We start from the raw sequence: 16,696 nt of genomic DNA on the forward strand, positions 1-16,696 counted from the left end.
AAAGGTCAAACTCATCTTGCCTGGTGGAAGGAATAGTCTCCACCAATTCGCCCTCACTAATGGCCTGTATTTTGTATTCGCCATCACAGGGCTTACAAAAGAACAACGATTCTCATGCAGAATCACCCATAAAAATTGATTCGACGAGCCTCAAACACTGGGCAGTGCGGTGCTAATCTTTTGTGCGCATGGTAGCAAGATTACTACTATGCCGTTCGTGGATAATGCCCGCCACATGGCACGATCGGAGGGCCTACCTAGAACGTAATGGGCAGTGATTGTTCAGCGTCACGGGCAGACACGATGTGCTGCCGGTACGCACTGTTGCTGTAAACACTGTCATCGGTTCCCTGCACCCCACTGCTGTGTACTGAGTTGTCCTTCGCAGGGCGCGGCGGTGGCTGGAGGAGGGCGTGGGCGGTAAGGTGCCGCTGCGGCTCCGGATTGTGGGGGCTTATTCAGCGGTTGTGAGGTGCGAGGAAGTGTCTTGGCGGCGCTCGTGTGCTAACGGTAGTCCATAATGGAACATTATGAGTCACACGAGTTTCCATCTGCGACTGCACGACAGGGAAGGCATTGTCGCTTTCGCGTCGGTCAATGGGCGAGTGTTGTCTGTGAAGCAGATGCGGAATCTGCCGGAGTTTGCCGAGCTGCTGGCGGAATGGGGGGTTGATGTTGCTAAGGCGCGTACCGTCAGTGTGCTGTCCCTTGCCGATAATGGGGAAATTGATCGGCGGAGCATTGTTGGTTTCCGCCTAGGGGCTGCGACGAGTTGGCCGGTGTTTCAGCGGTTAGCTGCAGATATTGATGTGCTCACCCCGGAGTTGGAGCTGGTTCCGATTGCGGTGGGGAGTTTGCAGGGTTCGTTTGATTTTGCTCGTTCGACGCTGCGTCATCATCCAGCGCTCACCGCAGCGACGTTGTTTCCTTCTGACTTGGCTGATGACACCAGGGCGTATCAGTGTGCTGATCGTGACGAACCTGCTGCTAGCTCGAGAATGTTCCCGGGTTTGTCCGATGACTCTTCTGCACCAGCGGCTGTAGTCACTGACCTGGAGCTTCAGCAACTTTCTCAGCAGTTGGGGACTGTTCGGCAAGCTATTGCAGCAGGGTCGCCGCTGCTGGTGAGCACAGAAAAGACACAACGCAGCCAGCAGGATGTACTCCCGCAGATAGCGGTGGTTGCTGCGGATAGTCCGGCGCTTGTTGGCCGTGATGATGATGATTTTTTCTGGGCGGCGGAAACTGTTTGGCTTGCCCGGCTAATGTTTGCTGTGCTGCGGTGGGTGAGTGCTGGCCATGTGCAGCTTGCTATCCGTCCAGATCCGGAAGATCAACAGTCTTGGGTTGCTGGTTTACAACTTATCGAAGATCCGAGCTTTTCGGATTTTTTCGACGCGATGGTTGCAGCACTTCCGGTAGGGGTGGCGATTCCTGATCAGTCGTGTCTGCAGTGGCTTGCCAATGATTGTGTGCAGGCGCCGCTTGCACAGAGTATTGAAGCGCAGCCGCGAATATCGCCACTGGTGGAGTCGTTGGTGACTCATACGCCGCTGACACAGGGACAGCCAGCGCAGCTTGCCCGCAATATGAAAGCCTGGTTTGCTGGGGCGGAATTTGAAGCACCAGAGCTGGTGATGCGGATCGCGGAGCGGCCAATTGCGGTGCAGCCTGTTGCTGATGTGGTGTTTGATCATATTTTCTGGGCGTACGCCGAGTTGCTGCGGCGATGGGATCGGCAGCATTCAGCGAGTCAGTGGGATGCGGCGGTAGCCCGTCGTCTCCTTGATCAGCCAAGTATCGGCGACATGGTGGGCACGTTGTTTGCGGAAGGGGAGTTCTCCCGGGATGGCTGGCTCGATCCGGTGGCGGTGGCGGATCTTTTTACATCTGCTGCACCGTCCCGTGGGCGGGCTGCAACGGTAACCTTGGGCGATAGTGATGCCCCACAGTATCTGGTGCCGACTAGCAATCAACACGACTATGAGGAACTCTTTGGGCCGGTGTATGCGGTGGAGCTACTGTTTCGCACCCCCTCAGATCAGCGTCTGCGGGCGGTCTCTGCGGTTGATCCCACCTCCGCGATCGGCCAAGCAGTAGCTGATGCGTTGCAGCTGTTGCGCCGCGAATGCGCCACGCTCGGCGATGAAGCTGGAGTGATCGCTACGCTGCAGTCGCAGCGCCTCGTTACGGTGACCTACGACGCTGATCCGCTTGCCGCCGATAGCAATACGCCACCAGATGCGGGTGTCGCCCCAGCGGCGATTTCCCAGTTGTCTTCCGGTGCAGGTAGCGGTGTGTTGCCGTATCAGCAAGGTTCACCACAGCAGGCTGGATGGGTGAAGCTGCTGCCGGAGGTTGACGCACTCGCGCTCGTTGACTGGTATGCCAATAAGGGGCAGCAGTATTGCACACTGCTTGCCCCGAAGGCGTGGACGCAGCCACAGTCGCTCTCCCTGCGGGTGAAAGCGGCGGATTCTTATTCATATGGGTTTGTCTCAGCATCGAATTTGTGCAAATTCAATTGGCAGGCCGCCTTGGATGGGCAGCCGTTAACTGATGCAGAATTTGCTGCCCTGCTCGCAGCCAATAGCGACATGGTGCGTATCCGTGGCCGCTATGTGCGGGTTGAAAAGCATACGCTCACCCGGGTTCGGCAATCAATCGGATCGGCACTTGTGGATCCGCGGCACACCCCTAGCCGGTCAACACGGCAGGACATTGATGAACTGTTAGACATGTCGCCACAACAGTTCATGCACCATCTTCAAGCTGGGGTGACGACCGGGGTTGCCGAGTTTGCTCATCTGCTAGCAGATTTCGCCGATCTGGGGATCAACGTTGATCCCGCTGGTGACCCGGCCGAATGGATGAATCAAGTAACCCGTATGCGCAGCTTGCTGCAGTGGACTCGGCAGACACTCGCTAATGACGACGACGAGACGCTGGATGAGCAGCGGAATCACCATATTGGTGGTTTGGCGGCCAGTGCAGCCTCGGCGGTTGGACAGACCAATACTGTGGACTTCTATGTGCCACCATCGATTACTGCCACGTTGCGGGACTATCAGCTGCAGGGCAGCCAGTGGATGGCGAATCTCAGCTCGCTAGGTGTGGGCTGTTTGCTGGCAGACGACATGGGGTTGGGGAAAACCCTGCAATTGTTGGCGCTCTACGCCTGGGAGCAACACGAGGGTGCAACACCGGCGATGCAACGCCGCACGTGGCAAACCTTACAGGCTGCTGCCGCTGATATTGCGCACTATGCCAACCTCGCAATCGATGAGCGTGAACAGGCGTTGGAGGTACTCGGCCCACAGTTTGGGGTGGGTGCCCACCCGGTGCGGTGCGGCATACTCCTGGCAGAACAGTGGAAGCTACCAGCCGCCGATGTGGCCAGTGGTCAATACCGCCCAGGAATGGTCACTGACGCGGACAGCCCGCCGGCGCCGATCCCCTCCTTACCGATGCTGGTGGTGGCGCCGAAAACAGTGCAGCAGGCGTGGGAAGAACAACTCGCCACGTTTTTCCCCACCGCCCGTTGCTATGTGCATCACGGTGCCAATCGGCTACACGGGATCGACTTGCTGCAACAACTCGGCAGGGTCGATGTGGTGATCACCACCTATGAGACGCTTCGCCGCGACCAAGCGGAACTGGTTGGCCCGCTGTTTTCCCGGGTGGTGTTCGATGAGGCGCAGGCTATCAAAAATGCCCATTCACGGAATTTCCGTGCCGCCGAACGAGTGTGCCGGCAACACACTGTGATAGCCACCGGCACCCCGGTGGAAAATAGTTTGCAAGAACTGTGGGCACATTTCCGGCAGCTCAACCCTGGTGTCCTTGGCGGCGAGAAACAATTTCGCGCATCGTTTGTCACCCCGATTCAGCACGCCTACGCCGCCCCGGTCGAAGTTGATTCGCTTTCCGGCCCTGCCACACCCCCGGTGAGCCTTGCTGGCAATCCAGAAGACTATGACCTTGACGTGTCTGGTCGCCGCCACACCGCCCGCCAACACATGGAACGTCTCCGCGGGCTCATCGAACCCTATGTGCTGCGGCGAACGAAAAATCAGCTAGATCTCGGATTGAAAAACAAAACCATCGAAGTCGTAGAGGTGCCGCTGACCCCGGAACAAATCGCCCTCTACCACCAGGTGGTCACCGATTTTCAAACCAAAGCCGATCAGGCAACCACCCCGCGGCAACGCAACGCCAGAATTTTCGCCCTGCTCAGCGAGCTGCGACAAATCTGTAATCATCCAGCGATTTTCCTGCCCGATGATCCACATATCAGTGCACACGGCCACTATCGCAGCAATAAACTTGCAGCCATTGAACAGCTTGCTCAACGATGCGCAAAGCAGGGGCGCCGCATGCTGGTATTTACCTCGTCGGTGCCGTTCGGCACCATGCTCGCAGAGCTATTAACAGCAGTGTTTGGCGAACCGATCGCGTTTTTCCACGGCCAACTGTCCGCCCAGGAACGACGCAAGATCATTCGCACCTTTCAATCCCCCAACGGGCCTGCCGCGCTGGTGCTCACCCCGAAAACCGGTGGCAGCGGTATTACCCTCACCAACGCCACCATGGTGATTCACGCCGACCTGTGGTGGAATCCTGCAGTGCTGGAACAAGCCAACGACCGCGCCTACCGGATCGGACAACACCATGATGTGGAAGTGTTCTATGTGGTTGCGAACTTCGGCATCGAGCAATATATGCTGCAACTGCTCGATTCGAAACGAGACCTTGCCGACTTTACCCTGCAACAATCTGCCGCATCCCAACTCAGCGCTATGAACCGCCAAGAGCTTGCAGCTGTGCTGCATCAACAGTCAGCAAACCACCACCAGCACTCCACAGACACCACCGAATCGGGACAGGGGCAACGCCGGTGACAGACAACCTCGAAAATATCATCAACCTTGACGAATATCGGCGAAAGCGCCGCCGCCGCAACCAGCCCCGCCGGTTAGCGGATCCGCCAGCTGACACCATGGTTGGTTGGATGAAGGATTGGCTTGCACAGCACACCGATACTGGACGGATCAACCGCGGCCTCCAATATTTGGGTGATGGACGACTCATTAGCTTGCAGGTTGCTCACGATAGGATCCAGGCGGCGATCAAAGGCACTGCGCTGCAGCCCTTTGTCGTTGACATTGTGCTGCCCGCAATCAGCCTCACCGTACAACGTCGACTCCACCAGCAGCTCCACGACACCAACCGTCTCCGGCAGCCTGATATCGAAACGATCAGCCAACTCTTGTTGCCTGGCAAGCAACCGGAATACTCCCACTGCAACTGCCCCGATTATGATCGCGGAAATCTGTGCAAACATCTTGTTTGTGTGTGGATACAGCTCGCCCAACAACTTGACGCCCAACCTGACCTGATCTACCAGTGGCGCGACTTGAACTGGCTTGCCGCCGGAACCCCGACCACCACTGCCGCGGAAACGGCAGCGATCGTGAAAACCACCCAAACCCGGACGCGACTTCCTGCCGTTGTGGATCGGATTCCTGTCAACCCGATCAAGTCAGCGGCCGACAACCAGCCAAAACACTATAACAATCTGCTTTCTGCACTCACTGCAATAACCTATGTGCCGACGCTGATCGAAGAAACTGCGCAGCAGCTCCAACACATCTGGGTGACCCTGCACCAATTTGGGCTTCAGCACGGGCTGCTGCTTGAGCAAACCCAGCGAGACCTTGCACGGCAACTCGTCGAATACACTCCCCAGCCAGCTCCACCGGCACACTCAACCAATCCGCCAAAACCACCCCACTAGAGCGGTGTGCTATGCAGCAATCGGAAACCGGCTGCACTGCAACAGCTGCCCGCCTACCGGGGGCGCTTGGCGCAAGCTTCCACCTCTTCGTGGATTGCGCCGCGGGAAAAGTTGAGCCCTGCACAGTCTGGATAGGAAAGCGTCATGGGCAGTGTTGAGCAGGGCAGGGGATATGCCAATAATCGGTGGGCAAGATTGTCAACCGCGGCTGCGTCCGTATTCTGCACGCCTTGTTGGCCGGGGCTTGCCAGTGTGCACAGGTGTGGCATTTCATGCGATAATAGCCGGTATGTCGAAATATCTTCAGCAACCGTTGCATCGTAGCGCTACTCAGAAAATGATTGCCGGTGTCTGCGGTGGCCTGGCCGAATCCTTCGGTGTCGATGTCAACTTAGTTCGTCTGCTATTTATCTTGTCGCTGTTTTTACCTGGCACCCAGGTGATTATCTATCTTGTACTGTGGGTGCTTTTCCCGGTGCAATAGTCTGCATGAACCTGTGGCCACCCCAAGTGGCTGTGCAGTGTGTTGCACTGCGACGGCTTGTGCTACTGAAGTGCCCCGGGTTTTGTTCCTAGGCATTTGCCTTGATTTTTATTTTTCCTTGTGGCCGGTTCTGATTCCAAAATTCGGTTTCCACCTCGGTGGGGGTTCGGTAGCCCAAGCTTTGGTGGAGCCTATTCTCGTTCCACCACGACACCCACTCAAACGTGGCAATTTCCACCTCGACAACATCATTCCACCTGCGAGTATGGATGAGCTCGTTCTTATAAGAGCCGTTAACGTTTTCAGCCAGTGCATTATCGTAGGAATCCCCGACAGATCCAGTAGAAGCGGCAATCCCGTGTTGGGCAAGTCGCTCGTTATAGACAACGCTGACATATTGTGAGCCGTGATCTAAATGGTGGATGAGCCCTGTTGTTTTTTCAGCACACACGATCGCCTGGTTGAGTGCTTGCAGTGGCAACGCTTCAGTGCGCATCGAGTCCGATAGCGCCCACCCCACTATCCGTCGGGAGTAAACGTCGGTGACAAATGCCGCGTACACAAAGCCTTTCTGTGTGCGTACGTAGGTAATGTCTGCCACCCATAGTTTGTTTGGTCCTGGGGCTTTGAATTCACGCTCGACCAAGTCCGGGCGCAGATCAGGCACACCAGGCTTACGGGTTGTGATAGGTGATCTACCTTTGCCTTTGCCAGACACACCGGCCAGGCGCATCAACCGCGCAGTTTGTTCACGACCGATATCAATTCCGTCACGGCGAAGAGCATGCCACATCTTCCGCACACCGTAGACACTGTAATTATCCCGATGAACAGTGCTAATGCGTTCAACCAGCACAGTATCGCGAAGGCAACGAGGACTTAATCCACGAGCCTTAGCCTGGCGATACCCACGCGAGGTGATAAACCCACCAGCTCGGTTATTTTTCAACGTCTGACAGATGAACTCGACTCAAGAAACGACTCCGGTATTCATCGATGAACCGGATCATTTCCTTTCGTTGTGGGTCGAGTTCCGACGCGAAAAAAGCTGAGGCAGCTTTTAAAAGTTCGTTGGTGTCGCGTAGCTTTTGAATTTCACGGCGTAGCCTGGCGTTTTCGGCGGCCAAATCTTCAGGCACGGGTTCTGGGATGTTTCCTGCACGGCGGGCCTGCTGAGTCCATTGACGAGCTGTGTGCCATGAAACCCCCAGCTTTGGGGCTACCGCCTGGCACGCGGCTTGCAGAGACATATTTTCCGCCACGATGCGGTCTTCCACGAGACGAACCACACGATCCTTCGCATCCTGGTCAAATTTTCTTGGCATGTTCTAGATTTTCCCATCTACTCAGACGGAACAAAACCTGGGACACTTCAAATTGTGCTATCGCTGCGCTTTAAGCCAGTAACCTTCGGCGGGAGATATTTGAGGATTACGCCGACTTAGAAACCCCTGCAAGCCCAGCAATGTTGGATGAGCGGCCCGTGCTGAACCTCGGTTTGGAGTAGCTGTTGCGTATCGGGGCAACAGTGGTGAACGGTCGCTTCGTTGCAAGCTGTTTGATGCTAGCTAGCCAGATTTGGGCATAAAAAAGTGCCCCCGACACGATTCGAACGTGCGACCTTTGGTACCGGAAACCAATGCTCTATCCACTGAGCTACGGAGGCAATGTTGGTATTGTGCACCGGGAACATCTGCACTGTGGCAAGGAAGTCACAGCGATGTGGTTTGCACAACATGCAACGATGGATGATTTTAGCACGCCTGGTGGCTGAACCCAACTGACTGCCAGTAGAAGTGGGAAAAACCTGTTTTGAACTGCGGTAATATGTCGGCCAAGTGGCTGTGTTGGATCTTTGGAGCACCCGTTAGATGGTGTGGTTTTCACTAGCGCTGTGGATCGCGGCAAGGTCAGATCACCGTTGCAACCGGCAAAGGAAAAAGGTCGTGATCCTATGAGAAGTCGCCACAGGAAGCCAGTCGTGTCACAGCGAAGTTGCACTGTGTTCGAACACTCGCCGGCCAGGCTGAATCACATATCAGTTGTTTCGCTGATTGCCGCTGTAAGTTGGTTGGCCGTCCACTGTGCTGTGCAGAGCTTGCGGTGACACTCGTCAAATCACACTCGCATAGGTGGCAGGCAGTAACTAGAGCCGTGCGGTGAAGGTGCGGTTTCCTCCAAGCGAGCTTGTGCAGCGCATGATTTTCGGGGCTTTTCGTGTTTTCCGCTAGGGCAGTGTTGAGGGAAAAAACACCACGGTGTTGGCGTCACCGTTATGGTGACACCGACACCGTGGCGGAGTGTTGCCGGTGGGGCAACACTATTCGCAATTGCCGAGGAGGCAGCTAGTTACTTAATCGCTAGAGGCGGGCCGTCGATCGTTTGTTCTTCGGCTTTGCCGGTGAGCAGGTAGTCTGCGGCGATCGCTGCAGCTTTCGCATTGCCGGTGGTGACGTGACCGTGATTGCCGTTATTAACGGTGACAAGTGTGGTGTTGTAGCGATCGTGAATAATCATTGCCTGATCCCACGGGGTTTGCGGATCCCATATCGATTGGAACTGCAGTGGACGGGTTGGCAGCCGGTCGGGATCGACAGCAACAGGTTTCGTCACTGGGCGGAGGCCGTTGCAGCTGTGCCCAGATCGGGCGAGCAGCGGCGGGGAATCCAACACATCTTGGGCAAACCAGTTCGTCCAAATCGCTGCCGGGTAGGCGGTGACATCACCGGCTACCTGGTTTTCGTTGCAGAGAATAAAGGTCTGCATGACCTGGGCGGAGACGTTGAGCTTATTGGTGTAGTCGGTGAAGGTTTTCGCCAGCTCCACCTGCTGAATCTCTGCTGGGGTTGGCTCCGGCGGTGTGGCCAGGCCGAGATTGACCTGTAAATATGTTGCAACATCCGGCCACAGTTGTTCTTGTGGGATTGCGGCACGCACCACTTGGGACGCCGGTGCGACTACTGCCTGCAGTGGGGCGCCTTTGGCGACGTTACCGGCAGCCGAAGCAAGCTGCGCCCGGGATGCCTGGGTAGCGTTGAGCATTGGCAGGATTGCCCGGCTAGCAGGATCGACGTCTGCTTCCTGGAGTGGTGGTGGGGTTGCTGCCGGCGGCACACCGGTTTGCCGGGTGACCACCTGCACCCATTTGTCATACACCTGGTGTGGGGTGGTGCCAAGGTGATAGTCGGCATCATGTTCGGCGATCCAGCCAAACATTCGATGCATGCCGGTGACATAGGGCTGCTGCTGATCAGCAAGAATACCGTTCCAGGCACGGTCGGGATTCATAGCACTATCTAGCACGATGCGACCGGTGTGTTCGGGGAAGAGGCTGGCATAGGCACTCATCAAATAAGTGCCGTAGGAAAGCCCGTACAGATTGATGGTTTCCACCCCGAGGGCACGCCGCACCGCCTCCATATCGCGGGCAGCATTTTCAGTGGTGAGCGAGGAAAGAAATGGTTCACCCATTTGTGCGCAGGCGGTTCGTAAAAACCCGGCCGGCTCGATCGCAACTTGAATCGGGTCAGGTTGCAGGGTTTCATCGCATGCAATGCCGGTGGAACCGACCATGCCGCGCGGCTGCACACCAACAATGTCGAAGTGTTCGTTCAACACACGAGGAATGTGCACCTCTTCAGCAAAGGTGCCATCGACGAAGGTGTAAGCATCGCCGCCTGGGCCGCCAGCGTTGACAAACAGGGTGCCCTGCTTCGTGCCGGTGGCCGGAGAAACAATAAATCCGATGGTGGTGGTTGCACCTTCTGGCTGTGTTCCGCCGGAAAGTGGAGCGGCAACTTCACCACACCAGCGGTGAGCGCCAACTACCGTTGGTGGACAGTCGACTCGGGTGAATTGCGCGTCCGCGGTAGCTGTCGCCGGTGAGGCGACCACACCGGTCACAAGTGCCGTGGCACACAGTAGTGCATGGAGCGGACGCTTCCATCGTTGTTTTGGGGCAGGCTTGATTGGCTATCCTCCTAAGTTTTTCGCCACACCGTTGACCACCAGGCCTTTTGTTGTTAACCAGCCCCGTTTGAACTACAAGCCTGGGAATTCCGCTAGTTCGACACCGTTGCGCTGTGTCACTTGTAGCGAGGCGGCGACACCGTCCGGGGTTTCTTCCAGTGACCGGGTGCGGCGTAGCTGTTGTATAACAGCGGTCTGGCTTGGTGGTGGTCAACCATGTGTAGTGGTTGATCCCAATCTAATGGAAGCGATCGTGCTATGTGAGGCTTTGCACAATTTGCTTTGCACACGTCGCGAATTGATGCTGTGAACTGCACTTGACGGATTGCCGGTAGCGGAATTGTGTGCCTTTGGGGTATGCCTCAAGTGGCGAAAATCGGGCAACGATGACGGTGCAGAGCAAGTACGCTAAAGGTTGCTATACGCCAGGCCAGCAGCCTTCGGTGGGTCTGCTAGGTGTTCGTGCAACCGTTTCCCTTTGCTGTGAGGAGCTTTTCATCGTTATGTCTCAATCAACTGATCTACGCCAGGCCAATAGTGACGGTTTCTTCGGTGCATATGGTGGTGCGCTGCTGCCACCACAGTTAGTGGAGCCAATCGCTGAAGTGCGGCAGGCTTATGCGCAGGCACGGCAGGATCCACAATTCCAAGAAGAACTGGCATCGCTGCTTGCCATCTTTGCCGGTCGGCCTTCGGTGTTGTTCCCTGCTGAGCGTCTCACCGCCGATGTTGGTGGGGCGAAGATTTATCTGAAACGTGAAGACCTCAACCACACCGGGGCGCACAAGATTAATCACTGCCTCGGGGAGGCGTTGCTCGCCAAACGGATGGGGAAGAAGAAACTGATCGCCGAAACCGGTGCCGGCCAGCATGGCGTCGCATTGGCGACAGCCGCTGCCTATCTTGGCCTTGAATGTGAGATTCACATGGGGGCGATCGATGTCGCCAAACAGCATCCGAATGTGGTGCGCATGCAGCTGCTGGGGGCGAAAGTTGTCGCCGTTGAGGAAGGTGGTCGATCCTTAAAAGAAGCGGTCGATTCGGCGTTTGCGACCTATGCCCGGGACTATCAGGATGTGTTCTTTGGTATCGGATCGGTTGTCGGTCCTGATCCTTATCCGTCGATGGTGCGTGATTTCCAGTCGGTGGTGGGGCGGGAAGCCCGGGAGCAGATTCTGCAAGCCGCTGGCCGTCTACCTGATGCGCTGGTTGCGTGTGTCGGCGGTGGTTCGAATGCGATGGGGCTGTTTGATGCGTTCCTCGATGATTCGGAGGTGGCAATGTATGGTGTGGAACCGGCTGGCCGTGGGGTGGATAAGGCTGGGCAGCATGCGGCCACGATGACCACGGGATCACCAGGGGATTTGCACGGTATGCACACCCTGGTTATTCAAGATGAAGACGGGGATCCGGCGGCGGTCCACTCGATTGCCTCCGGCTTGGACTATCCGGGGGTCGGGCCGCAGCACGCCTTCCTGCACGAGGTGGGACGGGTGAACTATGTGACCGCTGATGATGAGGCTACGTTGGACGCTTTCCAACGACTGTGTCGTTTCGAGGGCATTATTCCTGCCTTGGAGTCGTCACATGCGTTGGCGTACACCATTGAACTGGCAGGTCAAATGGGTAAGGATGAGATTGTGATCTGTAACCTTTCCGGGCGTGGTGATAAAGATATCGACTATGTTGCTGAGGTGCTTGCCAAGCGCAACGGTGACAATAGGCCTTTGTGATTGATGAAGTCGTAGCCGCATCGGTACGTCTTGGTTGGACTTCCCACGGCGACAGTTGGCGGACTCGCCGACCAGCTGCTGCGGCGGCTGGCAGTGCAAGCGCTGCAGTTGGCTGCTTTGTCTCAACGCCTACCACAAACACCCCACCGCCCTTGTGAGTTTCGTCACAAGGGTGGTGGGGTGTTGTCTTTAGGGAAAAACCCTTGTCAGGGGGGCGTTGGTGATGGTTCAATGGCGAACAGATCGGTCACGGTTTGCCAAAGTCTTGTTGGCCCTGCCGGAGTGATTTGTTCAATAGTTGACTTTTTCGCAACAACGAAACGTGGTGAGTGGTTCCTATGACGAAACGGGTCTTGATCATTACCGGTGACGGTGGAGAAACTTTGGAAGTGCTCTACCCTTATGAGCGGCTTCGCGAAGCAGGTTACACGCCAGTGATCGCCGCCCAGCACACTGATCGTCCAGTGCAACTGGTGGTGCATGACTTTGTGGACACGTTCGACACCTACACTGAAAAGCTTGGGCACCGATGGCCGGCAGATATTGCCATCGCCGAGGTCAACCCTGACGATTATGCGGCGTTGGTGATTCCCGGCGGTCGCGCACCTGAGTATTTACGGATGAATGAAGATGTATTGCGGGTGGTGCGAACCTTCCACGAGCAGCGCAAGCCTATTGCGGCAACCTGTCACGGGCCGTTGATTTTGGCTGCTGCAGGCATCTTGGAAGGGGCTCGATGTGCAGGTTTTGCCATGGTCAGCCCGGATATTCGGGCTGCCGGTGGCCGGTATGAGGACAGTGAAGCGGTCACCGATGGCAATCTTGTTACTGCTCGAGCCTGGAATGACAACGGCCCGTGGATGCGGGCGTTTCTTGCGTTGTTGGAAGCAACCGCTACCGCGACAAAATAGCCGAAGCTCAAGCGTTTTTGGTTTATTCCCGCTCGGGCGTGACGTGCCGCGGCAGCAACAGAATGCTTGCGCGTCGGCACCATTGATACATACTGCAGGGCAGGTCATTTGACGGTGACCTGCCCTTGATTGTTGTCGCTGCATTGCCGTGCGTAGGAGGCGAGAAGTGTTCACCACCGTTGCGGTACTTGCAGCGCAGGATAGCCGGGGGAGCGTTGGCATCTTTTCGTGTGACAACTCATCGCCGGTAGGGGCTGCTGCGGGGTGGTTGCGGGTGTGGCTGCACAACGAGAGTGAGCTGCGCCTGCGACAACGAAAAAGGCCGCTGCAACACCAGTGGTTACAGCGGCCGTTTGCGGTTGTGTACTTGTCTGCACAGGGTGCAGGCTAGTGCGAGCTAGTCGTTATCGACAATAAAGACGATGAGGGTACGCGGCCCGTGGACCCCTTCGACACGGTTGAGCTCAATGTCGGAGGTAGCCGACGGACCCGAGATCATCGTGATTGGGCGAACCCGGTCGAGCCGGTCGATCATCTCCGGAACCCCATAGACGACACTATCTTGTCGCACAATACATAGGTGGCAGTCGGGAACGAGGGTGAGTGCCCGGCGGCCGTCGCTCGGCTTGGATTCAAGGCAAATCGTGCCGGTTTGCGCAGAGGTCACTGTCGAGTCGGTGACAACCGCATCCACATCGTTGAGCAGACGCGGATCCGAGCTGCGATCATCCGGGGTGGCTTTGCCACTGAAGTCAGCAAACAGGCTGGCGTCGAGTCCTTCGGCGTAGCGCACATCGGTGGCGCCCCGCTTGCTCAGTACCTCTACGACGGCGCTGGCCAGTTTGGATTCACTGGTTTGCACTACATCGGCTTTGTAATCTTCCAACCGGTCGATGAGGATTTCTTTCAGCTCCGGCCACGCATAGTTGTGGGTGCGTTCATAGTCGCGGGGAACCACCACCGGCGCATCGGTCACGCCGGCGATTGCGTTGGCGTTGCGAATACGCTCCAGGATGGCGGCTTTGGCCTGCTGGTTTCGACTGGTATCTACACTCATCGTCTACCCTTCCTGGTGTGATGGGAAGTTGGTGTCGCCAGGTTCGCCGTGCCCGATAGTAAAGGCGTCGGGGGTTTTGGCGTCGGCTGGGTTTGGCCGGGTGTGGCCAGGGATACCCTTGGCGCGTTCTTGTGCGAGCAGGGTTTGCGCCTCGTCGGTGGTAAACCACTGTCGGAAGGCTTTCTTCGGCGGTACAGCGGTGTCGCGCACATCTGTCCAGCCGGCCAGGAAACTTGGCAGGTGGGTGATTTTGTGGTTGAACCCGCCCAGCAGACGTCCAGCAGCAACCAGGGAAGTTGCAGTGTTCCACAGTTTCCAATTGTTAAACGCCAGGCCGACTGCCCCAAGCAGCATGCCTTCCACCTTCGGCTTGTGGGCTTCAACTTTTTGATGCCGCAGTTCCAGCAGGGCAGAGGGGATATCAATGCGAACCGGGCAGGCCTCATAGCAGGCGCCGCACAGCGAAGAGGCAAACGGCAGGGACTGGTTCGGGTCGTGGGCTTCGGCATCCATGCCAGCTAGCTGCGGGGTGAGAATTGCCCCGATCGGTCCAGGATAGGTGGAGCCGTAGGCGTGGCCGCCGGCCCGTTCATAAACTGGACACACATTCAAACATGCCGAGCAGCGAATGCACTTCAAGGCTTCGCGACCGATCTCATTGGCCAGGGTGGCGGTGCGGCCATTGTCGATGAGCACAATGTGATAGTTTTCCGGACCATCCCCTGGGGTGACCCCTGACCAGAGAGAGGTGTATGGGTTCATCCGCTCCCCGGTGGAAGACCGCGGCAGCAGCTGCAGGAACACTTCAAAGTCTTGGAAGGTTGGCAGCAGCTTCTCAATACCCATCACCGAGATGAGGGTTTCCGGGAGGGTGAGGCACATCCGGCCGTTGCCTTCGGATTCCACAATGGCTACCGTACCGGTTTCGGCAATACCAAAGTTCGCCCCGGAGATTGCCGTCTTAGCAACCATAAACTGTTGCCGCAGGAAGGTGCGGGAGGCTTCCGCGAGCTCTGCCGGTTCGCTCGAGAGCGAATCATCGGTATGCGGCATCTCTTTGATGAAAATATCCCGGATTTCCGCGCGGTTACGGTGAATCGCTGGCACGAGAATATGCGACGGGGTGTCGTGACCCAGCTGCACAATGAGTTCAGCAAGGTCGGTCTCTCGTGCTGAGATACCGGCTGCCCGCAGCTGATCGTTAAGGGCGATCTCCATGGTGGCCATCGACTTGATTTTCACCACATTGGTTTCCCCAGTGGCTTTCACCAATTCGGTGACGATCTCGCCGGCTTCTTTCGCATCTCGTGCCCAGTGCACGTGGCCGCCGCGGGCAGTCACGGCTGCTTCGAACTGTTCCAGCAGTTCTGGCATGCGTGCCATGACGTCGCGTTTAATCGCCGAACCGGCGTGGCGCAGCGCTTCCCAGTCGTCGATTTCCGAGATCACTGCCGCCCGCTTATTGCGGATGGTGTGGGTGGCGTTATGCAGGTTGCGGCGCTGTGTGGAGTTGTACAGTTCCACATGGGCGGCCTGCTGAAAGGTCTTATCCCCGCGCAGATGACCCACTTCTTTCGGGGCGCGCGGCGGCATTTTCGGGTTGCCAAGTAGCGTCGTCACAGCATGAACTCCTTGGAGTAGACAGCGGAAGTGGGGGTCCAGGGATGTTCCTTGGTGGAGGCGAGAATCTCCGCCATGTGGACTGCCCGCACACCAGCATGCTGGCGGGCAAGCGCACCCCCAATATTCATCAGGCAGGAAGCGTCGCCGGCGGTGACATATTCGGCGGCAGTCGATTTAATATTGCGGCATTTATCCGAGACCATCGCCGCAGAGGTTTCTGCGTTCTTCACCGAGAACGTGCCACCGAAGCCGCAGCATTCATCGGCATGCGGCAAATCAACGAGGTCGATAGATTCCACATTGCGCAGCAGCTGCAGGGGACGATCACCGATCTTGAGTGGACGCAGCGAGTGACAAGAAGAGTGGTAGGTCACCCGGTGGGGGAAGAATGCCCCCAGCTGGTCGGTGCCGCACACGTCAATGATGAACTCGGAGAGATCATAGGTTTTCTTTGCTGCGGTGCGTGCCCCATCGACGAGTGCTGTGGTGCCGTAGCGGGAAGCAACATGCACATGCTGTTCACGCACTGCACCGGTGCATGACCCGGAAGGGGCAACCACACAGTCGATCGACGGATCGGCGAAGGCCTCCACATAATTTTCAATCTGGCCGATAGCTTCACGCTGATAGCCGGTATTGACATGCATCTGGCCGCAACAGGTTTGCTGTTTTGGGAAAACCACTTCGTGGCCAAGACGGGAAATAATCACTGCGGTGGCTTTCGCCACGTCGGGGAACATGGCGTCCCCGATGCAGGTCGAAAAGAGGGCGACTTTCATCGATGCTCCTTAGCTGTAAACAGGCGTTGATGAATCGAACAAGGTGATTTGCCAGTTGGTTGAACAACCAACACACCACCGAACCTAAAACCAGGATCGCAACCGCCAGTGCTTGACGATTGCTTGCGATGCAGCAAATGCCGTTGCGCTGTGTGTGAACACGGCGGAAGGTTTGCGCTTCTCCTACCGAACCTGCTGCTTGCAGCCTGTTGCTGCAGGCAGATGCCGGTGTGAGTGACGGCGGTCTCCCGATGCGCATGCTGATGTCGTGTCACGCACGGTAGCTTGCGTGGTTGTTCCCCCACAACGGGGGTTATCTGTGGGAAATCCTAGTCGGTGAACC

General features: G+C 56.9%; 10 protein-coding genes and 1 tRNA gene. 5 read left to right on the forward strand and 6 right to left on the reverse strand.

Annotation, left to right across the window (positions count from 1 at the left end):
- Nucleotides 1-530: 530 nt before the first annotated feature.
- The 3 genes from CCHOA_RS04035 (at nucleotide 531) to CCHOA_RS04045 (ending at nucleotide 6,281) form a co-directional block, all read left to right on the forward strand.
- Nucleotides 531-4,901, forward strand: coding sequence for a DEAD/DEAH box helicase (locus CCHOA_RS04035; protein ID WP_123927189.1), 4,371 nt, complete (start codon nucleotides 531-533; stop codon nucleotides 4,899-4,901).
- Entirely contained in the window at nucleotides 4,898-5,797 is a 900-nt protein-coding gene (locus CCHOA_RS04040) for a hypothetical protein (protein ID WP_123927192.1), read from the forward strand. The genes CCHOA_RS04035 and CCHOA_RS04040 overlap by 4 nt, the downstream gene beginning before the upstream one ends.
- Before the next feature lie 289 nt (nucleotides 5,798-6,086).
- On the forward strand, nucleotides 6,087-6,281 hold the full coding sequence (locus CCHOA_RS04045; protein ID WP_123927196.1) for a PspC domain-containing protein: 195 nt from the start codon (nucleotides 6,087-6,089) through the stop codon (nucleotides 6,279-6,281).
- 88 nt (nucleotides 6,282-6,369) lie between these two features.
- On the opposite strand, the gene CCHOA_RS04050 is transcribed toward CCHOA_RS04045, so the two are convergent.
- The 3 genes from CCHOA_RS04050 to CCHOA_RS04060 all read right to left on the reverse strand — a co-directional run bounded on the left by CCHOA_RS04050 (nucleotide 6,370) and on the right by CCHOA_RS04060 (nucleotide 10,184).
- Nucleotides 6,370-7,606 (reverse strand): IS3 family transposase gene (locus tag CCHOA_RS04050; protein WP_425453751.1). Its coding sequence is split into 2 segments (ribosomal slippage): nucleotides 6,370-7,251 and nucleotides 7,253-7,606, totalling 1,236 coding nucleotides; the frame shifts between segments, so codons are not numbered across the junction.
- A gap of 268 nt (nucleotides 7,607-7,874) precedes the next feature.
- A tRNA-Arg gene (locus CCHOA_RS04055) sits at nucleotides 7,875-7,947 on the reverse strand.
- A 683-nt stretch (nucleotides 7,948-8,630) separates the two neighbouring features.
- Nucleotides 8,631-10,184 carry an alpha/beta fold hydrolase gene (locus CCHOA_RS04060; RefSeq protein WP_123927199.1) on the reverse strand — a complete coding sequence of 518 codons (1,554 nt, stop codon included), beginning with the start codon at nucleotides 10,182-10,184 and terminating at the stop codon, nucleotides 8,631-8,633.
- Between the two features lie 569 nt (nucleotides 10,185-10,753).
- On the opposite strand from CCHOA_RS04060, the gene trpB reads away from it, so the two are divergent.
- Together trpB and CCHOA_RS04070 are read left to right on the forward strand one after the other, a co-directional pair.
- Nucleotides 10,754-11,983, forward strand: a complete 1,230-nt coding sequence (gene trpB, locus CCHOA_RS04065; RefSeq protein WP_123927202.1) for a tryptophan synthase subunit beta — start codon at nucleotides 10,754-10,756, stop codon at nucleotides 11,981-11,983.
- A 338-nt stretch (nucleotides 11,984-12,321) separates the two neighbouring features.
- Nucleotides 12,322-12,894 (forward strand): DJ-1/PfpI family protein, encoded by a 573-nt coding sequence (locus CCHOA_RS04070; RefSeq protein ID WP_123927205.1) that lies wholly within the window; start codon nucleotides 12,322-12,324, stop codon nucleotides 12,892-12,894.
- A gap of 397 nt (nucleotides 12,895-13,291) precedes the next feature.
- On the opposite strand, the gene CCHOA_RS04075 is transcribed toward CCHOA_RS04070, so the two are convergent.
- From CCHOA_RS04075 to CCHOA_RS04085, 3 genes are read right to left on the reverse strand one after another with little or no spacing between them, the layout of a single operon-like run.
- On the reverse strand, nucleotides 13,292-13,951 hold the full coding sequence (locus CCHOA_RS04075; protein ID WP_123927208.1) for a LutC/YkgG family protein: 660 nt from the start codon (nucleotides 13,949-13,951) through the stop codon (nucleotides 13,292-13,294).
- A gap of 3 nt (nucleotides 13,952-13,954) precedes the next feature.
- Nucleotides 13,955-15,544: a lactate utilization protein B gene (locus tag CCHOA_RS04080; protein ID WP_377740087.1), complete on the reverse strand. Its 1,590-nt coding sequence runs from the start codon at nucleotides 15,542-15,544 to the stop codon at nucleotides 13,955-13,957.
- A gap of 23 nt (nucleotides 15,545-15,567) precedes the next feature.
- Nucleotides 15,568-16,353 carry a (Fe-S)-binding protein gene (locus CCHOA_RS04085; RefSeq protein ID WP_123927215.1) on the reverse strand — a complete coding sequence of 262 codons (786 nt, stop codon included), beginning with the start codon at nucleotides 16,351-16,353 and terminating at the stop codon, nucleotides 15,568-15,570.
- Nucleotides 16,354-16,696: the final 343 nt, after the last annotated feature.

Source organism: Corynebacterium choanae (genome assembly GCF_003813965.1).
Taxonomy (GTDB): domain Bacteria; phylum Actinomycetota; class Actinomycetes; order Mycobacteriales; family Mycobacteriaceae; genus Corynebacterium; species Corynebacterium choanae.